The 21,800-nt window shown below is 71.2% G+C and carries 19 protein-coding genes and 1 rRNA gene; 12 read left to right on the top strand and 8 right to left on the bottom strand.

The features are described 5' to 3' along the window. The first annotated feature begins 38 nt into the window (after positions 1 to 38). Positions 39 to 155 (top strand): 5S ribosomal RNA (rrf, locus tag SM611_RS36385). 272 nt (positions 156 to 427) lie between these two features. Here rrf and SM611_RS36380 read toward each other — a convergent pair. Next, on the bottom strand, positions 428 to 1,402 hold the full coding sequence (locus SM611_RS36380; RefSeq protein ID WP_371954957.1) for a helix-turn-helix transcriptional regulator: 975 nt from the start codon (positions 1,400 to 1,402) through the stop codon (positions 428 to 430). A gap of 138 nt (positions 1,403 to 1,540) precedes the next feature. On the opposite strand from SM611_RS36380, the gene SM611_RS36375 reads away from it, so the two are divergent. Both SM611_RS36375 and SM611_RS36370 read left to right on the top strand, forming a co-directional pair. Then, entirely contained in the window at positions 1,541 to 1,936 is a 396-nt protein-coding gene (locus tag SM611_RS36375) for a RidA family protein (protein WP_371954956.1), read from the top strand. Between the two features lie 209 nt (positions 1,937 to 2,145). Further along, the gene (locus SM611_RS36370; RefSeq protein WP_371954955.1) at positions 2,146 to 2,352 is read left to right on the top strand and encodes a DUF397 domain-containing protein; all 207 of its coding nucleotides are present in this window, start codon (positions 2,146 to 2,148) and stop codon (positions 2,350 to 2,352) included. A gap of 93 nt (positions 2,353 to 2,445) precedes the next feature. Here SM611_RS36370 and SM611_RS36365 read toward each other — a convergent pair whose 3' ends face one another. Further along, a complete protein-coding gene (locus tag SM611_RS36365) occupies positions 2,446 to 2,994 on the bottom strand; it encodes a 2-thiouracil desulfurase family protein (RefSeq protein WP_371954954.1) in 549 nt (182 codons plus the stop codon). Positions 2,995 to 3,159: 165 nt separating this feature from the next. Between SM611_RS36365 and SM611_RS36360 the strand changes: the two genes are divergently transcribed. Next, positions 3,160 to 4,362 carry a PP2C family protein-serine/threonine phosphatase gene (locus SM611_RS36360; protein WP_371954953.1) on the top strand — a complete coding sequence of 401 codons (1,203 nt, stop codon included), beginning with the start codon at positions 3,160 to 3,162 and terminating at the stop codon, positions 4,360 to 4,362. Here the strand turns inward: SM611_RS36360 and SM611_RS36355 are convergent. The 4 genes from SM611_RS36355 to SM611_RS36340 all read right to left on the bottom strand — a co-directional run bounded on the left by SM611_RS36355 (position 4,337) and on the right by SM611_RS36340 (position 8,564). After that, positions 4,337 to 5,155 carry an SDR family oxidoreductase gene (locus SM611_RS36355; protein ID WP_371954952.1) on the bottom strand — a complete coding sequence of 273 codons (819 nt, stop codon included), beginning with the start codon at positions 5,153 to 5,155 and terminating at the stop codon, positions 4,337 to 4,339. The genes SM611_RS36360 and SM611_RS36355 overlap by 26 nt on opposite strands. Before the next feature lie 133 nt (positions 5,156 to 5,288). Further along, complete coding sequence (locus SM611_RS36350) at positions 5,289 to 6,830, bottom strand: flavin-containing monooxygenase (RefSeq protein WP_371954951.1); 1,542 nt, start codon at positions 6,828 to 6,830, stop codon at positions 5,289 to 5,291. 2 nt (positions 6,831 to 6,832) lie between these two features. Then, positions 6,833 to 7,834: an AurF N-oxygenase family protein gene (locus SM611_RS36345; RefSeq protein WP_371954950.1), complete on the bottom strand. Its 1,002-nt coding sequence runs from the start codon at positions 7,832 to 7,834 to the stop codon at positions 6,833 to 6,835. A 58-nt stretch (positions 7,835 to 7,892) separates the two neighbouring features. Then, entirely contained in the window at positions 7,893 to 8,564 is a 672-nt protein-coding gene (locus tag SM611_RS36340) for a TetR/AcrR family transcriptional regulator (RefSeq protein WP_371954949.1), read from the bottom strand. A 202-nt stretch (positions 8,565 to 8,766) separates the two neighbouring features. On the opposite strand from SM611_RS36340, the gene SM611_RS36335 reads away from it, so the two are divergent. From SM611_RS36335 to SM611_RS36325, 3 genes are all read left to right on the top strand, one after another. Further along, positions 8,767 to 9,576, top strand: coding sequence for an ABC transporter ATP-binding protein (locus tag SM611_RS36335; protein ID WP_371954948.1), 810 nt, complete (start codon positions 8,767 to 8,769; stop codon positions 9,574 to 9,576). Further along, positions 9,573 to 12,083: an ABC transporter permease gene (locus SM611_RS36330; RefSeq protein ID WP_371954947.1), complete on the top strand. Its 2,511-nt coding sequence runs from the start codon at positions 9,573 to 9,575 to the stop codon at positions 12,081 to 12,083. Before SM611_RS36335 ends, SM611_RS36330 begins: the two co-directional genes overlap by 4 nt. A 110-nt stretch (positions 12,084 to 12,193) precedes the next feature. Then, a complete protein-coding gene (locus tag SM611_RS36325) occupies positions 12,194 to 13,405 on the top strand; it encodes a pyridoxal phosphate-dependent aminotransferase (protein ID WP_371954946.1) in 1,212 nt (403 codons plus the stop codon). Positions 13,406 to 13,453: 48 nt separating this feature from the next. Here the strand turns inward: SM611_RS36325 and SM611_RS36320 are convergent, their stop codons facing one another. Then, positions 13,454 to 15,514 carry an ATP-dependent DNA helicase gene (locus SM611_RS36320; RefSeq protein ID WP_371954959.1) on the bottom strand — a complete coding sequence of 687 codons (2,061 nt, stop codon included), beginning with the start codon at positions 15,512 to 15,514 and terminating at the stop codon, positions 13,454 to 13,456. A gap of 155 nt (positions 15,515 to 15,669) precedes the next feature. Between SM611_RS36320 and SM611_RS36315 the strand changes: the two genes are divergently transcribed. Further along, positions 15,670 to 16,659: a DUF4192 domain-containing protein gene (locus tag SM611_RS36315; protein WP_371954945.1), complete on the top strand. Its 990-nt coding sequence runs from the start codon at positions 15,670 to 15,672 to the stop codon at positions 16,657 to 16,659. Between the two features lie 157 nt (positions 16,660 to 16,816). Here the strand turns inward: SM611_RS36315 and SM611_RS36310 are convergent, their stop codons facing one another. Continuing rightward, complete coding sequence (locus SM611_RS36310; protein ID WP_371954944.1) at positions 16,817 to 17,188, bottom strand: hypothetical protein; 372 nt, start codon at positions 17,186 to 17,188, stop codon at positions 16,817 to 16,819. A 150-nt stretch (positions 17,189 to 17,338) separates the two neighbouring features. On the opposite strand from SM611_RS36310, the gene SM611_RS36305 reads away from it, so the two are divergent. The 4 genes from SM611_RS36305 to SM611_RS36290 all read left to right on the top strand — a co-directional run bounded on the left by SM611_RS36305 (position 17,339) and on the right by SM611_RS36290 (position 21,724). Next, the gene (locus tag SM611_RS36305) at positions 17,339 to 18,202 is read left to right on the top strand and encodes a polysaccharide deacetylase family protein (protein WP_371954943.1); all 864 of its coding nucleotides are present in this window, start codon (positions 17,339 to 17,341) and stop codon (positions 18,200 to 18,202) included. Positions 18,203 to 18,237: 35 nt separating this feature from the next. Continuing rightward, positions 18,238 to 18,762, top strand: a complete 525-nt coding sequence (locus SM611_RS36300) for a DUF1707 domain-containing protein (RefSeq protein WP_371954942.1) — start codon at positions 18,238 to 18,240, stop codon at positions 18,760 to 18,762. A 253-nt stretch (positions 18,763 to 19,015) separates the two neighbouring features. Further along, positions 19,016 to 20,383, top strand: a complete 1,368-nt coding sequence (locus SM611_RS36295) for an FAD-binding oxidoreductase (protein WP_371954941.1) — start codon at positions 19,016 to 19,018, stop codon at positions 20,381 to 20,383. 75 nt (positions 20,384 to 20,458) lie between these two features. Next, the gene (locus SM611_RS36290) at positions 20,459 to 21,724 is read left to right on the top strand and encodes a class I SAM-dependent methyltransferase (RefSeq protein ID WP_371954940.1); all 1,266 of its coding nucleotides are present in this window, start codon (positions 20,459 to 20,461) and stop codon (positions 21,722 to 21,724) included. Positions 21,725 to 21,800 lie beyond the last annotated feature (76 nt).

The following is a 21,800-nucleotide window of genomic DNA, read 5'->3' as shown; positions in this document are numbered from 1 at the left end:
GATTTGCCCGCCCCCGCGTGGGGTGGTGCGTTGAGACGTTCGGTGGTTTTGGCGAAGGGGAAACACCCGGTCCCATCCCGAACCCGGAAGTTAAGCCCTTCAGCGCCGATGGTACTGCATGGGGGACTGTGTGGGAGAGTAGGACACCGCCGGACTCATATTGCAGGAAGGGCCCCGCCGACACCGGCGGGGCCCTTCCTCATTTCACCTGTACAAGGACCTGGGTCGCGTTGCCGGGCCGGCCGGTGAAGCCTTGCGCTCACGGTTGTGTTGGCGTCCATCGGCGTCGCGTGGGATGAGCTTTGGCCAGATCAGCCGTCTGAAGCGCTGCGTGCTGCGGCTGCTGTCGGTTTCGGCACGGTGTGGGCGGTGCGAAGGGTAGCGAGCAGAGGCCGATCGCGTTGCCGCCGGTGGTGATGGTGGAGGTTCAAGGGGAGTCCTCGTAGCGGGTGGCGATCGCGGCGGCGCGATTGTGCAGGGTGGTGCGCAGCCACTGCGGGGCCAGGGCTTCTGCGCTTGTGGAGAGCTGCCAGAGTGCCCATTCGGCGTGTCGGGAATCCTGGAAGGTCAGTTCCATTCGTAGTCGGCCGTCGGCGTCGGCATCCTCGGCGAGGACGGTCAGAGCGGTGGCCACCAGCTCGTCCCGCCTCGACGGGTGCAGCCGTACCAGCACGGCGACCTGGTCGCCACCGGTCCGGAATCGCGTGCTGCGTTCCTGCCACGCCTGGCCCAGGTCGACGCGGTCCGGTCGCTGTGCGGGTTCGTCGAGTTCCTCGGCGGCCAGGATCCTGGACAGCCGGTAGGTGCGGTCGTCGCCGGACCGTGTCGCCAGCAGGTAGCCCTGATCGCGGACGGTGACGAGCCCGATCGGGTCCACCGTGCGCCACTTCGGGGGCTGGTCCACGGCCGCGTAGTGGATGCGCAGTTTGTGTCCGGCGAACACCGCTCGCCGGACTTCGGCCACGATGGCGTCGGGCACGTCCTCGGCGGCCGTGCGGCGCGAGAGGAGGTCGGTGTCCGGGTCGATGAGCAGGCGCTGGGCCGCACCGGCGGCGGTGTCCCGATGGCTTTCGGGTAGCGCGTCGACCACCTTGAGCATGGCCGAGGCGAGAGCCGAGCCGAGGCCGAACGCCTGCGCGCCGCGCCGTGATCCGGCGATCAGCAGGGCGAGGGCCTCGTCGTGGTTCAGGCCGGTGAGCTCCGTCTGGAAACCGGGCAGCAGCGCGAAACCGCCGTACCGGCCGCGTTCGGCGTAGACCGGGACGCCGGCCGCGGACAGCGCCTCGATGTCGCGCAGCACCGTGCGGGTGGACACCTCCAGCTCGCGAGCCAGCGCCGCCGCGGACATCCGACCTTGCCGGCGCAGCAGCAGCACCAGCGAGACCAACCGGTCAGCGCGCATGCGAGAACGCTATCCGAATACATGACAGAGGATGTCGTGATTCGTTGGAAGGCTTATCGGCACGTCCCCGGCAGCCGGTGGTCATCGGGCCGGTGGTCGTACGCAACTGTCGACGAATCGAATGGAGCTGGTGTGGTCATGGAGCGAACGGCGGTCAACCCGTGGGCGTGGTCGGTGGAGATGGGCTACAACCAGGGGGAGATCGTCTCCGGGCAAGGCCGGACCCTGTACTGCTCCGGGCAGACCGCGATGAGCGGTGACGGCAAGCCCCAGCATGCCGGTGACATGGCGGCGCAGTTGGCGCTGAGCATCGACAACCTGGAGGCCGTGCTGGCGGAGGCCGGCATGTCCCTCGCGAACCTCGTCCGGCTCAACGTCTACGCGACCGACGTCGATCGGCTCTTCGAGCACTACGGCGTGCTGGCGTCGAGGCTGGGCGCCGCCGGGGTGGCGCCGACCACGACGATGCTCGGGGTGACGCGGCTGGCGATCCCCGACCTGATGGTCGAGCTCGAAGGGACCGCCGTCGCGTGATGTGACCCCGCCGCCTCCGGCGGCTGTGCCGGAGGCGGCATGAGGGCGGGATGGCACGTGGAATCGTCAGGTGCGGTATTGCTGCTGGTGAACGAAGGAGAGCGGGTTCCGATCGCGCCGGCGGGTGAGTTTTGAACGTCCCAAAACAGGTCTCTTGAATGAGCCGGGCGAGGGGGGTAGGAATTTTCGGGAATCCAGGGAGGACATGGATGAAGCGCCCCGCGCCCATGCGTGCCGCATGGCGTAAGAGTTCCCGAAGCAACGGCTCCAGTAACTGCGTCGAAATCGCCGGGCTGCCGGCCGGCATCGGAATCAGAGACAGCAAGGCGCCGGCACAGTCCGTGCTGGTCATCGCAGTGGGATGTTGGGCGGCGCTCGCCGATGCCATCAAGGCGGGGGAGCTCGATCTGAGCTGACCCGGGATTTTCGGCTATCCGTGGCACGTTGGGACGGCTCGGCGCACCCAAGCGCCGGCCGTCCGGTGAGGACTCGGTCGACCAGGGCGGCGGCTAATGGTGGGTGCCGCTCTTGTCGGCGGTGCCGTGCGGTGCCTTTTCCGGGTGGGACGCGCGTTCCAGGGCCGTCAGGTGGGCCTGGACGGCTTCCAGTTCGCTTTCGCTGAACACCGTGATGCCGGCGCGTTGGAGGAGGGCGGTCGTCACGCCCGTGCCGGGCCTTTTCGCGCCCGTAAAGGTGCCGTCGTAGATCCGGTGGCTGCCGCAGGACGGGCTGCCCTCCTTGAGGAGGGCCGTGCGTGCGCCGGTGCGGCGGGCGGTCTCCAGGGCCAGGCGTGCGCCGCGGAGGAACTCGTCGGTCACGTCAGTGCCCGTGCCGGTGAGGATGCGGGCCGTCCCGTCGAGGACGTCGCCGCCGGTGCCGCCGACGATTTCGGCGGGTGCGCGCGGAACGGCCAGGCCACCCGAAATTTCAGGGCAGAATGGGACAAGGCGTCCCTCCTTGCGCCAGCGTTCGAAGTGGCCGCCTGCGACTGGTTTGGCCGCGCCGTCGTAGCGGACGGGCCGTCCCGCCATGCAGGAGCTGACCAGGATGCGTTCCACGCCGTCCAGCGTACGTCGACCGCTCCGCCGGGGCGTCGCCTGTGATCCGCGTCACCACCAGGATCGGCGTTCCGACCTGGGGTAATAGTGGGCAGACCGGTGAATATTACAGACATAGGTGGCGGATTGGAGGACTCGGTGCGCGCAGCGATGAGCGCGGCCCGCATGCTCGAGAACATCCGTGCGATCACCGACGACGCGTTCGCCCATATGGACCTGGACGAGTTCCTCGACACGCTCCTCGAACGCGTGCAGGAGATCCTGGACGTGGACACCGCCGTCGTGCTGCTCCTCGAACGGCAGGGCCGGTTCCTGGTGGCGACGGCCGCCAAGGGCCTCGAGGAGGAGGTCAGCCAGGGGGCCCGCGTCCCGGTCGGGGAGGGGTTCGCCGGGCGCGTCGCCGCCGAGCGGCGGCCGGTCTACATCCCGGAGGTGGCGAGCGCCGGAGTGTTCAACCCGCTGCTCGTCGAGCGGGGGCTCCAGTCCCTGCTGGGCGTGCCGCTCATCGGCGGCGGCGCGCTCGTGGGCGTCCTGCACGTGGGGACGCTCGCGCCGCGCCGGTTCACCGCGGACGAGACCGAGTTCCTGGGGCTCGCCGCCTCGCGCGCCGCGATGGCGGTGCAGGCGCTGCTGAGCCGCGCCGAACGGGCCGGGGCCGTGGAGTTGATGCGCAGTCTCGTGCCGACCGCGCTTCCGGACATCCCCGGCGCCGAGCTGAGCGCGCGCTACCGGCCCGGCAAGGCGAGCGTCGGCGGCGACTGGTACGACGTGTTCACGCTCCCGTCCGGGGAGATCGGCATCGTCATGGGGGACGTGGCGGGGCACGGCCTTCCGGCCGCCGTCGTGATGGGGCGCATGCGCAGCGCGCTGCGAGCCTACGCCCTGGAGACGACCGATCCCGCCGAGGTACTGCACAAGCTCGACAGGAAGATGGAGCATTTCGAGCCCGACGCGACGGCGACCGTCGTGTACGCGGTGTGCCACCCTGACCTGAAGCAGGTCCGGGTGTCGTCGGCCGGCCATCTTCCGGTGGTGATCGCCATGCCCGGGGAGCCCGCGACCACCCTCGACGCCAAGCCCGACGTCCTCATCGGCCTGGCGGTCGAGCTTCCCCGCCGGACGCTGACCCTCGACCTTCCGCCGGGGGCGCTGCTGTGCTTCTACACCGACGGCCTGGTGGAGCGGCGGGACAGCTCGCTGAACACCGGCATCGACCGGCTGTGCGACGCGGTGTACGCCGGCCCGCCCGAGGAGGTCGGCGCCGCCGTGATGGCGGCGCTGATCGGCCGGGAGCGGGCCGACGACGATATCGCGCTGCTGCTCATCCGCCGGCTGGCCGAGGTCACTGACCGGCGCGGATCCGGTTGACGGCGAGCTGTGCGACGCGGACGGCGGCGCCGGGGTTGAGGCGGACGCCGCGCCACGCGAGGCGGCCGTGCGCGGGGGCGACGATGAGCGCCTGGTTCTTCGCGACGCCGCGCATGATGTCGCGGGCCAGCTTCTCGGCCGTGTAGAGCCGCGGGGACGCCTTGGCGATGTCGCCGGTCGCGTCGCCGCTCATCGGGGTCTCGGGCAGTTCGGGGTTGACGTTGTGCAGCAGCGGGGTGTCGACGAAGGACGGGCAGACGACGCTGACCTTGACGCCGCGTCCGGCCCCCTCGGCGCGCAGCCCGAGGGACAGGCCGACGACGGCGTGCTTCGTGGCGGTGTAGGGGATGCCGATCGGCATCGGGACGAGCCCGGCGAGCGACGCCGTGTTGACGATGTGGCCGCCGCCCTGCTCCAGCATGATCGGGTAGGCGGCGTGGACGCCGTGGACGACCCCCTTGAGGTTGATGTCGATGGCGCGGTTCCAGTGGTCGAGGCTGAGCTCCTCGGCCAGGCCGCCGATCGCGATGCCGGCGTTGTTGAAGACGAGGTCGAGCCGTCCGTGGTCGGCCGCGACGTGCTTGTAGAGGTCGATGACGGCCCCGGCGTCGGTGACGTCGAGGGCGGCGGAGGTCGCCTGGCCCTTGCCGAGCGTGTTCAGCCTGTCGGCGACCTGCGCGGCGCCTTCGGCGTTGATGTCGGTGACCACGACGGTGTCGCCGCGCGTCACCAGGGACGTGGCGATCGCACGGCCGATACCGGATGCGCCTCCGGTCACGATCGCGATGCTCATTAAGCGCTCCGCTCGATGGACCGCTGGTCCGGACCCGGAGGGGGAGCGGGGCCCGGACCGCGGTGGCTCATTGGATTTCGTGTTTAATTAGGGGGATTCTAGAGGTGCGTGCGACCCGCAGGTAGTCGTGCTTCTACAAGGCGGAGCCCGCCGTTTCGTCCCGCGCCACAGTGCGGTCGATCTGGAAGTCGCCCGGGTCCAGCCTGCGGGTCCGCAGCCAGAAGTTCAGCGTGGACGCCGGCCACGCCGCCCGGTTCACCCCGTTCCGGTCGAGGTACCAACTGTCGCAGCCCCCGGCGACCCAGACGGCGCCCTCGGACTTGCGCTGCACCCACTGGTTGAACCGGTCCTGCACGGACGGCTTCACCGAGATCCGCGCGCCGCCCGCCGCGTCCAGCATCGCCAGGCACTGCAGGACGTACCGGACCTGCGCCTCGATGATGAAGATCATCGAGTTGTGGCCGAGCCCGGAGTTGGGCCCGAGCAGCAGGAACAGGTTCGGGAAGCCCGCAACCGCGACGCCGAGATGCGCCTCGATCCCGTCCTTCCAGGCGTCCCGGATCCTCAGCCCGTTCCGGCCGACGATGTGCGCGCCGTCGAACGCGTCCGTCACATGGAAGCCGGTGCCGAAGATGATCGCGTCCACGTCGTGCGTACGGCCGTCCCGCGTGACGATCGAGTGCTCGCGCACCTCGGCGACGGCCTCGGTGGTCAGTTCCACGTTGGGCCGCATCAGCGCCGGATAGTAGTCGCTGGACACCAGCGTCCGCTTGCAGCCCATCGTGTAGTCGGGCGTCAGCTTGCGGCGCAGGTCGCGGTCTGGGACCTGCCGGGCGAGATGCCACTTGGCGAGCGAACTGGCCGCCCTGAGCAGCCGCGGGTTCTTGAACCCGAGGACGAAGCTCTCCTGCACCAGGTAGATGCCGTTGCGGTACCCCCGCTGGACGGCCGGGACGCGGCGGAACAGCGTCCGCTCCACGCCGGTGATCCGGCGGTCGGGCTTCGGGAGGATCCACGGCGGCGTCCGCTGGAACACCGTCAGGTGCCCGGCCCGCTTCGCGATCTGCGGGACGAACTGGATGGCGGACGCGCCCGTCCCGATCACCGCCACCCGCCTGCCGGTCAGGTCGTAGGAGTGGTCCCACTCGGCGGAGTGGAACGTCCGCCCCGCGAAGGAGGAGAGCCCGGGCAGGTCGGGGATGCTCGGATGGTGCAGCGGCCCCATCCCGGCGACCAGCGCCCGCCCCCGCACGACCTCGTCCCCGTTGACGGTCACCCGCCACGTGTCGGTCGCGTCGTCGTACTCCGCCCCGGTCACCTCGGCGTTGAACCGGATGTGCTGCGCCAGCTCGTACTTGCCGACGATGTCCTTGATGTACCGCAGCAGCTCCTCCTGCTCGGGGAACATCCGCGACCAGTCGGCCTTGGGCTCGAAGGAGTAGGAGTACAGCAGCGACATGATGTCGCATGCGCAGCCCGGGTAGGTGTTCTCCCGCCACGTTCCGCCGACCTCGTCCGCCTTCTCCAGGACGACGAAGTCGTGCACGCCGGCCTTCTTCAACCCGATCGCCATTCCGAGGCCGGAGAAGCCCGTCCCGACGATGACGACCTTGTACGGGCCGCCCGGGCCCGCCGCCGGCGTGACGACCGCCGGCGCGGGCTGCGCGTCCGCCATGGTCAGGCGGCCCTGGGGGCTTCGAGGGCGCGGCGCTGCTTCGGCTCGTCCCAGATCCCGAAGGCCTTCCAGACCTGCTTGCTCACCGGGCTGATCACGCCCAGCTCCGCCATCAGGTCGCGGATCTTGCCGACCGAGTTGGAGATCTCCGCCTGCGACACGTCGTTCTTGTAGGCGGCGCGGACGACGTCCTTCGGGATGTTGAAGTGCCGCACCATCGGCCCGGGCGGGGACAGCATGATGCGCGCCATCACGCCGAGCACGACCGGGGTCGCGACGCCGAGGATCCGGCGGCGCAGCGGGTTCATGTTCGGCACCCGGTGCTTCAGGTAGTGCCGGGCGAACGAGATGTGGCGGGCCTCCTCCGCGATGTGGATCTTCATGATGGTCTCTTCGAGCGGGTGCTTGATGTGCCCGCCCTTCAGGGACTTGCGCTGGACGTAGTCGATCGGGTCCTCGCCGCCGAGCACGAAGACGAAGAACATCTCCGTGTTGATCAGCGGGATCCAGGGGGCGGCCTGCGCGATGAGGCTGAGCGAGCGCGGCATGCCGCGGATCGGCATCTTCGTGCGGTTCACGAACTCCTGGAACATCATCCCGTGATGACATTCCTCGGTCGTCTCGTGGTAGACGTACCGGAACTCCGGCCGCCCGTTCGGCAGCCGGTAGGCGTAGTTGAGCAGCCCGCGCTTGAGCAGGTTCTCGAACTGCAAGCCGATCTTCATGGCGGTGGCGACGCGCCACAGCCCGATCTGCGCCTGGATCTCCGGCGGCTGCGACTGGTACCAGGCGGTCTCGCCGAGCCGGTCGAACGGGGGCAGGACCCAGCGCGGGTCGTTCTTGTCGACCTTGAACTCGGGGTCGTCCCAGGGGATGTCGGCGTAGGCCTCCCAGTGCTTCTCCACCGACGCCTTGTTCAGGCGGTCGATGACGCCGAGGTAAGACTTCTTGTCCTTGACCTGCTCGCGGAACTCGTCGGCGAGCTCGGTGGGGGCTTTCGGCATGTGGGGCGCTCCCTCGGGGGTCGTGCGGGCCGGGTGGGGCCGATGGTGCGGCTAGGGGTCAGAGGTCGGTTCGCCGGGCGTCCGGCTTGCCCTGTTCGGGGACGATGAGCTGCGCGACGTCCTTGACCTGGCGCAGTACGGCGGCATGGTGGCCGTCGGCGTCGTCGTCCAGCGCGTTCTGTATGGACAGCCCGACGAACATCGCGAACACGCCGCGCAGCATCGTCGGGGCGAAGTCGGGGGGCAGCGTGTTCTCCGGGAACAGCCGCTCGAACGTCTCCAGGATCACCTGCAGGACCCGCTCGTTCAGGTCGCGGCACAGCGGCCGAAGCTCGTCGTCGGTGCGGGCGGCCACGGCCAGCTCCGTCAGGGCCTTGGCCGGACGGCCGCGGAACACCTCCCACAGCAGGTCGAGGGCGCCCGAGACGTTGCGCCGTGCGGGCGGCAGCACCGCGAACGCCGTCTCGTACGCCAGCCGCTGCGCCTCCAGCAGATGCTCCAGCGCCGCCGCGACCAGCACCATCTTCGTCGGGTAGTGGTGCTGCTGCGCGCCGCGGGACACGCCGGCGCGGCGGGCCACCTCCGTGGTGGACGTCCCGGACCAGCCGAGGTCGACCAGGCACTCCACGGTCGCCTCCAGGAGCCTTGCCCGAGTGCGCGACCGGCGCTCCTGCTGGGTGCGGCGGCTCGAAGAGCCGTACCGGTGCCGTCGCCGGCCGCTTACTGCCATGGTCAGACCGTACGAGCGCACATACAAGCAAGCAAGCCTGCATGTATGTTGCCCGCATCACAATTGGACATCGGATCTCATCGGCTCGTCCGAGTACCGCGCCGGACGTAGCCGGGGCCGGCCGGCTGCGTCCGGGGGAGCAGCGCGGGTGCCTCTCCTGGCCCGACGACGGCCGCCCTACCGCCCGGCCACGATCCGGGGCATGGGAAACGCAGCAGAAGCAAGGCGAACGAACAGCGAAGCGAACGAGGCGGCGCCCGGCGCCGTCCCCCCGCGGGGAACCGCCGGCGGCGCCCGCACGCTCGGCCTCGGGAAGGTGTACGGGTCCGGCGACATGGCGGTCCGCGCGCTCGACGACGTCACCGTGGAGTTCCCGGCCGGACGGTTCACCGCGATCATGGGGCCGTCCGGCGCCGGCAAGTCCACGCTGATGCACTGCGTGGCCGGGCTGGAGGCCGCGTCGTCCGGCAAGGTCTACGTCGGCGGCCAGGAGCTCGGGGCGCTGTCGGACCGGCGGCTCACCCGGCTCCGGCGCGAGCGCATCGGGTTCGTGTTCCAGGCGTTCAACCTGATCCCGACCCTGACCGCGCGCGACAACATCGTCCTGCCGCTGACGCTGGCGGGCAGGAGCCCGGACACCGAATGGCTGGACACCGTCGTCCGCGTCCTGAAGCTGGGCGACCGGCTGACGCACCGCCCGTCGCAGCTGTCGGGCGGGCAGCAGCAGAGGGTGGCGCTGGCGCGCGCGCTCGTCACCCGCCCGCAGATCGTGTTCGCGGACGAGCCGACCGGCAACCTCGACTCCCGCACCGGCGCCGAGGTCCTGGCGCTGCTCCGCAACGCGGTGGACGACCTCGGCCAGACCGTCGCGATGGTCACCCACGACCCGGTCGCCGCGGGGCACGCCGACGCGGTCGTGTTCCTCGCCGACGGCCGCGTCGTCGACGTCATGAACGCCCCCACGCCCGACCGGGTGCTGGACCGCATGCGAGGGCTGGGAGACCACTCATGATCGGGCTCGTCTTCAAGGAACTGTGGGGGCGCAAGCGCAGGATGGCCGGCTCCCTGGTGGCCGTCTTCCTGGGCGTGACCTTCCTGACCGGAACGCTCGTCCTCGGCGACACGCTCGCGGCGAGCATCGACGGATACTTCTCCAAGGCGTACGGCAACACGGACGTGACCGTTCGGAACGCGACCAAGGTGAGCGACGCGCCGTGGGGCGCGCGCGGGCAGATCGACGCGTCCGTCCTGGACAAGGTCCGTCAGGTGGACGGCGTCGCCAACGCCGAACCCACCATCCAGGGGTCGGGGCAGCTGCTCGCCAAGGACGGCACCACGATCCAGTCGCGCGGCCCGCGGACCGCCGGCAACTGGGTGACCGATCCCGACCTCAACCCCTACCACCTCGTGTCGGGACGGGCTCCGCGCGCCCCCGACGAGGTCGTCGTCAACAAGATGTTCGCCGACGAGGGAGACCTGAAGGTCGGCGACCGGACGGCGGTGCTCACGCCGCGGAAGGTCCCGGTGACCGTCGTCGGGATCAGCAAGTTCGGGGACGAGGACGCCTTCGGCGAGACGTCCTTCACCGCGTTCTCCCTGGACGGCGCCCGCGAGCACGTCGCGATGGGCGGCGACCGCGTCAGCGGCATCGCCGTCCGGGCGGACGACGGCGTCGGCCAGGCCGAGCTGGCGTCGCGCATCAGGCCCGTCCTGCCCGCCGGGGCCGAGGCCATCACGAACAAGGCGCAGGTCGAGGAGGGCATGAGCCTCGTCGAGAGCGGATTCCTGCGCGTCTTCCGGATCGTCCTGGCGTCGTTCGGCGGCGTCGCCCTGCTCGTCGCCGCGTTCTCGATCCACAACACGTTCGCGATCACGATGGCGCAGCGGACCCGCGAGTCGGCGCTGCTGCGCGCCCTCGGCGCCGGGCGCCGCCAGGTCGTCACGATCGTCGGGTTCGAGGCCCTGGTCGTGGGCGGCGCCGCCACCCTCGCCGGGCTCGCCGGCGGGCTCGGGTTCGCGGCGCTGCTCCGGCAGCTGTTCACGCGGTTCCGCATCGGCATCGCGATGGAGGGGCTCACCGTCGCCGCCACCTCGATCCTCATCGCGGTGCCGGTCGGGCTGCTGGTCACCCTGGTCGCGGCGCTCGGCCCCGCGCTCAAGGCGTCGCGGGTGGCGCCGCTCGCCGCGCTGCGCGAGGTCGCGGCCGAGGCGTCCCGCCCGACGGAGACGCGGCTCATCGTCGGCGGCGTCTTCGCGGCGGTCGCCGTCGGGACCGTCGTGTTCGGCGCCGTCACCGAGCAGATGGCGATGGCGGTCGCGGGCGCGCTGGTCACCGTGGTCGCGATGGTCGCGCTCGGGCCGGTCGCCGCCCGTCCCGTCGCGGCGCTCCTCGGCGGACCCGCGGCGCGGCTGCGCGGCGTGCCGGGGACGCTCGCCCGCGACAACGCGTCCCGCAGCCCCGCGCGCACCGCCGGCGCCGCGACCGCCCTGATGATCGGCGTCGGCGTCGTCACGCTGATGACCGTGTTCATCGGGTCGCTGCGCGCGTCGCTGGAGGACGGCGTCGCCGGATCGTTCAAGGGCCCGATCGTCGTGAACGCGGGCAACAACGAGACCGGCGGGTTCAGCACCGCCCTCGTCCAGGAGGCGGCCGGTCTGCCGCAGGTCCGCGAGGTCGCGGGGATGGGCACGGGCAGCATGCGGGTGGACGGCTCACCGTCCACGGTCAGCGTGGCCGACCCGTCCAGCCTGCGGCGCGTCCTCGACCTGGACGTCAGGGACGGCGGCCTGACCGGCGCCGGCACGTTCGCCGTGTCGGCGAAGGCCGCGGACGACAAGGGCTGGCACGTGGGCACGCCGGTCGCCGTGACGTTCGCGGACGGCGCCTCGCAGAAGCTCACCGTGGGGGCCGTCTACCGGAACACGGACCTGACCGGCGACTACCTCGTCCCGCGGGCCGTGTGGGACGCCCACACCAGGCAGCCCCTGGACACGCGCGCCTTCGTCGAACTGGACTCCGGCGCGTCGGCCGCGTCCGCCCGGCAGGCCCTGACGGACCTCGCCAAGCCGTACGGGGCGCCCGAGGTCCAGTCGCGGGACGAGTTCGTCGCCGCGCAGACCGAGGAGATGTCCGGCTTCATCACCGTCGTCTACGGGATGCTCATCCTCGCCATCGTGGTCGCGCTGCTCGGCATCGCCAACACGCTGTCGCTCGCCGTCCACGAGCGGACCCGCGAGCTCGGGCTGCTCCGGGCGGTCGGCGCGACCCGCCCGCAGATCAGGTCGATGGTGCGGTGGGAATCGGTCATCGTGGCGCTGTTCGGCACCGGCGGCGGGCTCGGCCTCGGCGCGTTCCTGGGCTGGGGCCTCGGCACGGCCCTCGGCAACCCGTTCGCGCCGTCCGCCGTGCAACTGGCGGTCATCGCGCTGGTCGGAGCCGTTGCGGGCGCGCTCGCCGCGATCCGCCCGGCGCGCCGCGCGGCGCGGCTGGCGATCCTGTCCGCCATCTCCGCCCCGTGACCCGCAGCTCCGGTCCCCCGCGGGGGCGGGGGACCGGAGCGTCCAGCCCCGGCCACGGGCGCGGCGGGGCGCCGCGCGTTTCGCGGCCGTCTCGCGGTTATGGTGACTCCATGCAGGTCAACCAGTCGGGCAAGCTCATCAACGTCTGTTACGACATTCGCGGGCCGGTGCTGAAGCGCGCCAAGCAGTTGGAGAACGAGGGGCACAACATCCTCAAGCTGCACATCGGCAACCCGGCGCCGTTCGGGTTCGAGGCCCCGCCCGAGCTCCTCCAGGACATGATCCGCAACCTGCCGGAGGCGCACGGCTACAGCGACTCCAAGGGCATCCTCCCCGCGCGCCGCGCCATCGTGCAGCGCTTCGAGGACAACGGCGTCACCGGCATCGACGTCGAGGACGTCTACCTCGGCAACGGCGTGTCCGAGCTCATCGTCATGACCCTGCAGGCGCTCCTCAACGACGGCGACGAGGTGCTCATCCCCGCGCCCGACTACCCGCTGTGGACGGCGTCGGTCTCCCTCTGCGGCGGCACGCCCGTCCACTACCTGTGCGACGAGGACGACGGCTGGCAGCCGAGCCTCGACGACATCGAGTCCAAGATCGGCGACCGGACCCGCGCCCTCGTCATCATCAACCCCAACAACCCGACCGGCGCCGTCTACTCGCGCGAGATGCTGGCCCGGGTCGTCGAGGTCGCCCGCCGCCGGAACCTGATCATCTTCGCGGACGAGATCTACGACCGGATCCTGTACGACGACGCCGAGCACGTCCCGATCGCGTCCCTGGCGCCCGACCTGCTGTGCCTCACCTTCGGCGGGCTGTCGAAGAACTACCGGGTCGCCGGGTTCCGCTCGGGATGGGTCGTGCTGTCCGGGCCGAAGGAGCACGCCGAGTCCTACATCGAGGGCCTCGACATCCTCGCCAACATGCGGCTGTGCCCGAACGTCCCCGGCCAGCACGCCATCCAGGCCGCGCTCGGCGGCTACCAGAGCATCGACGACCTCGTCCTGCCGACCGGCCGCCTCGGCGAGCAGCGCGACCGCGCCTGGAAGCTGCTCAACGACCTGCCGGGCGTCAGCTGCGTCAAGCCGCAGGGCGCCCTCTACGTCTTCCCGCGCCTAGACCCCGAGATGTACCCCATCGAGGACGACATGCGCTTCGCCCTCGACCTGCTCGAACAGCAGAAGCTCCTCGTCGTCCAGGGGACCGGCTTCAACTGGCCGTCCACCGACCACTTCCGCGTCGTCACCCTCCAGTACGCCGACGACCTGGAGGACGCCGTGGGCCGCATCGGCGAATTCCTGAGCGCCTACCGGCGCTGACGCCTGCGCCGCCCGGCGCTGACGGCCTGCGCCGCCCGGCCAGGGGCGCTAGCCCTCCTCCGCCGCGGCGGCGTCCAGGCGGCGGAGGGCTCCGCGGACCACGGCGGGGTCGGTCGTGGCCCAGAACGGCGGCAGCGAGTTCTTCAGGAACCCGCCGTAGCGGGCCGTGGCGAGGCGCGGGTCGAGGACGGCGACGACGCCGCGGTCGTCCATCGAGCGCAGCAGGCGGCCCGCGCCCTGCGCGAGCAGCAGCGCGGCGTGCGTGGCGGCCACCGACATGAACCCGTTGCCGCCGCGCGCCGCGATCGCCCGCGACCGCGCCGACGACACCGGGTCGTCCGGGCGCGGGAAGGGGATGCGGTCCATGATGACGAGCTGCAGCGACGGGCCGGGGACGTCCACGCCCTGCCACAGCGACAGGGTGCCGAACAGGCACGTCCGCTCGTCGTCGGCGAACTGCTTGACCAGCAGGGACGTGGAGTCCTCGCCCTGGCACAGCAGCGGGTGGGACAGGTGGTCCTTCAGCTCGTCGGCGGCCTGCCGCGCGGCCCGCATCGAGGAGAACAGGCCGAGCGTCCGGCCGCCCGCCGCCTCGATCAGCTCGGTGATCTCGGTGAGGTAGGCGTCGGCGAGACCGTCCCGGCCGGGCTGCGGCAGATGCCGCGCGACGTACAGGATGCCCGCCTTCGGGTGGTCGAACGGCGAGCCGGCGTCCAGCCCGGACCACACGACCTCGGCCTCCCCGTCCTTCTCGTCCTTCTCCGTCGCGGTCTGCGCGAGGCCCTCGGCGGCGGTCTTGGCGTCCCTGGGGCCCTTCTCGTCCAGCGGCGGCAGGCCCCACTGGCGCGCGAGCGGCTCGAACGACCCGCCCAGCGTGAGCGTCGCCGACGTCAGGATCGCGGTGCGCCGCTCGAACAGGGTGGTCCGCAGCAGGCCGCCGACACCGATCGGCGCCACGTGCAGCGCCGGCGGACGCTTCGGCCGCCCGTCCTGGACGAACGGCTTCTCCAGCCAGACCACGTCGAACCGCTGCGCCATCTCGGGCTTGAACGCCTCCAGTATCCGCACGGCCGTGTCGTGCAGTTCCTCCAGCGATGACCGTGCGGCCTTGCGCGCGGCCATGTCGCCAGGGTCGGAGTCCTTCTTCTCCGGCCCGAGCCCCGTGAGGCAGGCGTGCGCGGCGTCCCGGACGACGGCGAGGGTGGTGCCAAGGGCGGACGACAGGACGTCCATGCGTCCTTGGGGCAGATCCTCGAGAAGGATGCCGAGCCCTTCGGCGGCCTCCTTCAACCGGTCCGCGACGGACTCCTCGAGCAGCCGCCCGCAACGCCGCGCCGCGGTCTCGACCCCGACCGCGCTCAGGTCCCCCGTGGCGACGGACGTGACCCGGTCGACCAGCTCATGCGCCTCGTCCACGATGACGACGTCGTGCTCGGGCAGGACCTGGAACTCCTCCAGGGCGTCGATGGCCAGCAGCGCGTGATTGGTGACCACGATGTGCGCCTCGCCGGCCTCCGCTCGCGCCAGCTCCGCGAAGCACTCCGTGCCGTGCGGGCACCGCTGCGCGCCCAGGCACTCCCTCGCCGTGACGGCCACCTGCCGCCACGCCTGCTCGTTCACGCCCGGGACCAGCTCGTCCCGGTCGCCGGTGCCGGTCTCCTCGGCCCACTCGTTCAGGCGCTTGACCTGCCGTCCCAGCGAGGAGAGCTGCTGGGGGTCGAAAAGGCTCGGCCCGTCCTCCTCCTCGGGCACGCCCGTCTGGACGCGGTGCAGGCACAGGTAGTTGCGGCGGCCCTTGAGGATCGCGAACTTGAGCTCCGTCCCGAGCAGCGGCCCGAGGGCCTCCGCCAGCCGCGGCAGGTCGCGGTCGACGAGCTGGCGCTGCAGCGCGATCGTCGCCGTCGAGACGACCACGGTCGTCTGCTTCTCCACCGCGTGCCGGATCGCGGGCACGAGGTACGCCAGCGACTTCCCCGTCCCCGTCCCCGCCTGCGCGGCGAGGTGCTCCCCGGACTCGATGGACTTCTCCACCGCCCGCGCCATCTCGACCTGTCCCGGGCGCTCGGCGCCCCCGATGGACGCGACGGCTGCGGCGAGAAGGGTCGCCATGTCCGGAATCTGGGTGTCGCTGGAGGTCAGCAGATCAGGGGCGGGCACGCCGCCCAACGCTACCGCCCGCGGCGGACACCCGCGTCCCGCCGCGAGTTATCCACAATCGCGGGACCGGTCGCGGCGCCGGTACCGGGGCTGCGACCGTCGACGGCATGGCACCTCTCGTGATCCGCAGCGCCCAGGACGCCATCGCGGCCGTCCCGTACCTGCTGGGCTTCCACCCGTCCCGCAGCCTCGTCGTCATCGGCTTCGAGGGCCGCGACCACGGCACCTGCGCGATCCGGCTCGACTTACCGGCGGCGGAGGCCGCCGGGCGTGTCGCCGCGCTCCTGGCGGCCAACGGCTTCACCCGCTCGCTCCTGCTCGGGTACGGCCCGGCCGCCGAGGTGGCGGAGTCCGCCGCCCCCGTGCGCGCGGCGCTGTCGTCCGCGGGCGTCCCCGCCGCCGAGGCGATCCGCGTCGCCGACGGCCGCTGGTGGTCGCTCACCTGCCACGACGACTGCTGCCCGCCCGAGGGCACCCCGTACGACATCTCCGCCAGCGTGGTCGCCGCGCGGGCGACCTTCGCGGGCCACGTCGCCCTGGCCGACCGCGCCGAACTCGTCCGCTCCGTCCAGCCCCTCGAAGGCCCCGTCCGCACCGCCATGCGCCGCGCCACCGCCCGAGCCGAGCGGCGCCGCCTCGCCCGCGTCCCCTCGCCCGCCACCGCCGGCGAAGACGTCGCCTACCTCCTCGCCCTGCTCACCCGCGCCCGGAACGGCAGCCCGCCCACCGACGACGAGGTCGCCCGGCTCGGCATCCTGCTCACCGACCTGCGTCTGCGCGACGAGGCGTGGATCCGCATCGACGAGGAGGCCCCCGCCGCCGACATCGCCTTCTGGCGCGACGTCCTCCGCCGCGTCGAGGACGCCTACGCCCCTGCCCCCGCGTCCCTCCTGGCCTTCGCCGCCTACTCCACGGGCGACGGCGGGCTCGCCAACGTCGCCCTCCAACGCGCGCTGGACGCCGACCCCGGCTACTCGATGGCCGCCATCCTCCGAGAGGTGATCAACGCCGGCATCCCACCGTCCCAACTCCGCTTGCGCATGACCTCCGACCAACTGGCCGCCGCCTACGACGACCCTCCACAAAAAGCCAGCTGACGACCCCACGCCCGCCCCTGCATGGAGCAGAAGGAACCCGCAGAAGAACTCATGCACGCGCCGCGTCCCCCGCGTCCAGCGAAGGCCGGCCGACGACCTCGGCCGCGCGTCCCCTGCGGCGCATCCGTCTCCGCAACTGGTGCGGGTGGTGGGTGGGTCAGGGGGCCACCGCTTCGCCGGGGGTGCCGGGGTCTATCCGGCGGCCGGGATTGCGGGCGTTCCAGGCGCGCATGCGGGGCGGGTAGCCGACGACCTGGACGTCGTAGACGGGGAGGCCCAGGCCGCGGGCGACCTTGCCGATGACCTTGGGGGAGCCGACGCGGCGGCGGGTCCACTCGCCGTCGTGCGCGACGGCGACGGCGGTGGTGTCGGTGGCGAACGTCTCCGGCTCGACGAAGAACTCGACGCCGCGGCGGGAGCGGGCGAAGGCGATCAGCGCCTCGATGTCGGTGTCGGTCGCCTCACGGTCGAGCTTCGTCACCGTGGACCCGCGGTTCTTGCGGATCCCGAACCGGTCCCGAAACCTCATCGTCCATCCCCGTCGTCTCGTGCGGAAGCGGTGTACGACGATAACGACATCTCGGGCGCGCCGGTTCCCGACACAGCGGCGGAATCCCGGGCTGGCAAGGGCGTGCGCCCTAGACTGGCGGACCTTGGGGGATCAGCAGCGGGGGTGTTGATGGACGGGCCGAACCTGGTCCGGCGGGGGGCCGCCGCCGTGCTCGCGGCCGCCGTGTTCGGGGGGTTGAGCACGTGGACCCCGGACCCCGGACGGGTGGAGCTCGCCGCCGCGCCCGTCCCGGCGCGCGAGCGACCGAAACCGAAACCGAAGCCGGAATCGAACGCGAAACCGAAGCCGGAATCGACGCCGAAGCCCCCGCCGCCGGACTGCTCACGGGTGAAGTGCGTGGCGCTGACGTTCGACGACGGGCCGGCGGAGAGCACCGGGGAACTGCTCGACGTCCTCGCGGCCAAGAACGTCAGGGCGACGTTCTTCCTGGTGGGGGAGAACGTCGTGAAGCATCCGGAGCTCGTCCGGCGGGAGCTCCAGGCCGGGCACGAGATCGGCGACCACAGCTACACGCACGCCGACCTCGGGACGGCGTCCAAGACGACGGTCATGTCCGAGCTGACGCGGACGCAGGACGCCATCCGGCGGGCGGCCGGGTTCACGCCGGTGCTGCTCCGGCCGCCGTACGGGTCGGTGTCGAAGCGGCTGACGAAGCTCGCGAGAAGCATGGGCCTGGCGCAGGTGCTGTGGACGGTCGACCCGCTCGACTGGGAGCACCGCGACACCGGGTACGTGGAGAAGCGGGTGCTGAAGCGGGTGAGGCCCGGCTACGTCGTGCTGATGCACGACATCCACCCGACGACGGTGCGGGCCGTCCCGCGCATCATCGATCGGCTGGCCGCCGAGGGGTACGCGTTCGTGACGGTGTCGGAGCTGTACGGGGGGCGGCTCGTCCCCGGGAGGGAGTACGGCCGGACTGGGAGGACGATGCGGCAGGGGGAGGATTCAGGGGCGGCTCAGGGTCTTCCCTGATGGTCCGGCGGCGGGGCCGTGTCCAGCATGGAGACATGGACACCAGCGGAGACCTGAGGGTTTCGGACGCCGAGCGCGAACCTGTCATCCAGCGTCTTCAGGACGCGTACGCCGAGGGGCGGCTCGACGAGGACGAGTTCGACATGCGCGTGCAGCTGGCGATCACGGCCAGGACGCGCCGGGACCTGGGGGCCGTGACGCAGGACCTGGTCCCCGCGCCGGCCCGGCTCGTCGCCTGGGACGGCGGGTCGCCGACGGGCGGGCCGCCGACGGGCGAGGACCGGATGCTCGCCGCGGCGGCGCACGCCGTGGCGGTCCCGACGCTCTTCGTGGGGCCGCTCGTCCTGATGCTGCTGAGCGGCAAGCGGTCGGAGTACGTCCGGCGGCAGGCGGCGGAGGCGGTAAACTTCCAGCTCACGCTGCTGCTGGTCACGATCGTCACGCTCGGGATCGGCGGGGTCGTGTACGCGGTGGCGTGGGTGCTGGCGGCGGTCGCGGCGGTCTTCGCGCTGACCGGCCAGACGTTCCGCTACCCGTGGATTCTGCGCCTGGTGAAGTGACGCCGCGCGCGTCCCTGGCGTCCGTGCGGCGATGCCGTCGCGGGTGATGCGTCCCGGCGGGTTTGTCGGCATGCACCTCCGGGGAAAGGTTGACGTGGCCGCCCTGTAGCGGTTCTGTCGCCTCCAGGAGACGAAACGACGCCGATGTATACGCCTGTGGCTTTATTCCCCTCCCGACCTGTGACACCTGCAACGTCCGAATTACGTGGACCGTGCATGGGATGATCGATTAACTGTGTCCGGGGAGGGGTAGATGACGGAGCTTGCGGTCAAGGGCGACCACCAGCGGGCGGTCGACGCGCTCAGAAGATCCTACGAGGCGATCCCGGCGGGCACGCCGGTGCGGCTCGCGAAGCGGACCTCGAACCTGTTCCGGTGGCGCGACCCCACGGACGCGCCTGGCCTGGACGTGTCCGGGTTCGACAAGGTGCTGAGCGTCGACGCCGCCGAGCGCACCGCGCAGGTCCAGGGCATGACGACCTACGAGGACCTCGTCGACGCGACGCTGCCGCACGGGCTGATGCCGACGGTCGTCCCGCAGCTGAAGACGATCACGCTGGGCGGGGCGGTGACGGGGCTCGGCATCGAGTCGACGTCGTTCAGGGACGGCCTGCCGCACGAGGGCGTCCTGGAGATGGAGGTCCTCACCGGCAACGGCGAGATCGTCACGGCGACGCGCGACAACGAGCACGCCGACCTGTTCTTCGGGTTCCCGAACTCCTACGGGACGCTCGGCTACAGCCTGCGGCTGAAGATCGAGCTGCGGCCGGTCAGCCCGTACGTCCGGCTGCGGCACCTGCGGTTCGCCGGCGCCGCCGAGCTGGCCAAGGCGATGGGCGAGATCACCGAGTCGGGCACGTTCGAGGGCGAGTCCGTCGACTTCATGGACGGGACGGTCTTCAGCGCCGGCGAGCAGTACATCACGCTCGGCTTCTTCGCCGACTCGGTGCCGTACACGTCCGACTACACCGGCCAGCAGATCTACTACCGCTCGATCCAGGAGCGGTCGGTCGACTTCCTGACGGTCCGCGACTACATCTGGCGCTGGGACACCGACTGGTTCTGGTGCTCGGGCGCGTTCGGCGTGCAGAACCCGGCCGTCCGGCGGCTGTGGCCCGACAGGTTCAAGCGCTCCGACGTGTACCGCAAGCTCGTCGCCTACGACCGCCGGTACCACGTCGTCGCGCGCGCGGAGCGGTGGCGCGGCCTGCGTCCCCGCGAGGACGTCATCCAGGACATCGAGGTGCCCGTCGAGCGGCTGCCCGAGTTCTTGGAGTTCTTCCACGACAAGGTCGGCATGAGCCCGATCTGGCTGTGCCCGCTCCGGGCGAAGGAGCGGTGGCCGCTGTACCCGCTGGAGGTGGGGCGGCCGTACGTGAACGTGGGCTTCTGGGGGACGGTCCGGATCCCGCCCGGCCAGATCCCCGAGTACCACAACCGTCTCATCGAACGTAAGGTCGCCGCCTTGGACGGGCACAAGTCCCTCTACTCGACCGCCTTCTACGGCCGGGATGAGTTCTGGCGCTACTACGACGGGGAGACCTACCGGCGGCTCAAGGGGACCTACGACCCCGGCGAGCGGCTGCTCGACCTCTACGACAAGTGCGTGCGCGGACGCTGACATGCGGCCGCCGTATCGGGGGAGCCCAACGGGCCGGCAGGCACCGGCCGGGGCGGAGAGACAGGAGGGAACAAGATGACGCTGGCCAGGGTCTTCGAGCGGCTCGCCGGGGCTGAGGCGCCAGTGGAGTTCACGGCGTACGACGGATCGCGGGCGGGGGTGCCCGGCGCCGACATCCGGTTCGACGTCCGTTCGCCGTACGCGGTGTCGTACCTGCTGCACTCGCCGGGCGCGCTGGGCCTCGCCCGCGCCTACGTCACCGGGATGATCGACGTCGACGGGGACATGATCAAGGCGCTGACGACGATGCAGCAGGTGCTGAGCGACGTGACGCCGCGGGACAAGGCGCGGATCGCGGGCGCGGTCCTGGGCGACCCGCTGCTGCGCGGCGCGGTCTCCCGCCGGCTGGACCCGCCGCCGCAGGAGGCGCCGTTCAGCCGGATCCCGTCGTGGCTGCGGCACTCCAAGAAGCGCGACGCGAAGGCGATCTCCCACCACTACGACGTGTCCAACACCTTCTACGAGTGGGTGCTCGGCCCCTCCATGGCGTACACGTGCGCGTGCTACCCGCACGCGGACGCGACGCTGGAGGAGGCGCAGTTCGCCAAGCACGACCTGGTCGCCAAGAAGATCGCGCTCAAGCCGGGGATGCGGCTGCTGGACGTGGGCTGCGGCTGGGGCGGCATGGTGATGCACGCCGCGAAGGAGTACGGCGTCAAGGCGCTCGGCGTCACGCTGTCGAAGCAGCAGGCCGAGTGGGCGCAGAAGGCGATCGCGGACCGGGGCCTGTCCGATCTCGCGGAGGTCCGCCACATGGACTACCGCGACGTGACCGAGACCGGCTTCGACGCGGTCAGCTCCATCGGCCTCACCGAGCACATCGGCAAGGCGAACCTGCCGTCGTACTTCTCGTTCCTGTACGGGAAGCTGCGCAAGGGCGGGCGGATGCTGAACCACACCATCACGCGTCCGGACAACACGGCCCCGTCCCGCAAGGAGAACGGGTTCATCAACCGCTACGTGTTCCCGGACGGTGAGCTGGAGGGGCCCGGCTACGTCCAGATGCAGATGAACGACGCGGGGTTCGAGATCCGGCACCAGGAGAACCTGCGCGAGCACTACGCCCGCACGCTGACCGCCTGGTGCGAGAACCTCGACGAGCACTGGGACGAGGCCGTCGCCGAGGTCGGCGAGGGCATCGCCCGCGTGTGGCGCGTCTACATGGCGGGCTGCGTGCTCGGCTTCGCCCAGAACTGGATCCAGCTGCACCAGACGCTCGGCGTCAAGCTGGACGACGACGGCACGAGCCACATGCCGCTGCGTCCCGACTGGGGTTCGTGACGCGCGGACCGTTCCCGAGGGCGAGCCGGCCGGATCATCCGGCCGGCTCGTCGCCGTTTCAGGGCGGGCGTTTCAC

It is taken from the genome of Actinomadura monticuli, assembly GCF_041463655.1.
GTDB classification, from domain to species: Bacteria; Actinomycetota; Actinomycetes; order Streptosporangiales; family Streptosporangiaceae; genus Spirillospora; species Spirillospora monticuli.
Note: the sequence above shows the minus strand (reverse complement) of the source record. Positions and strands in the feature narration are given on the sequence as shown.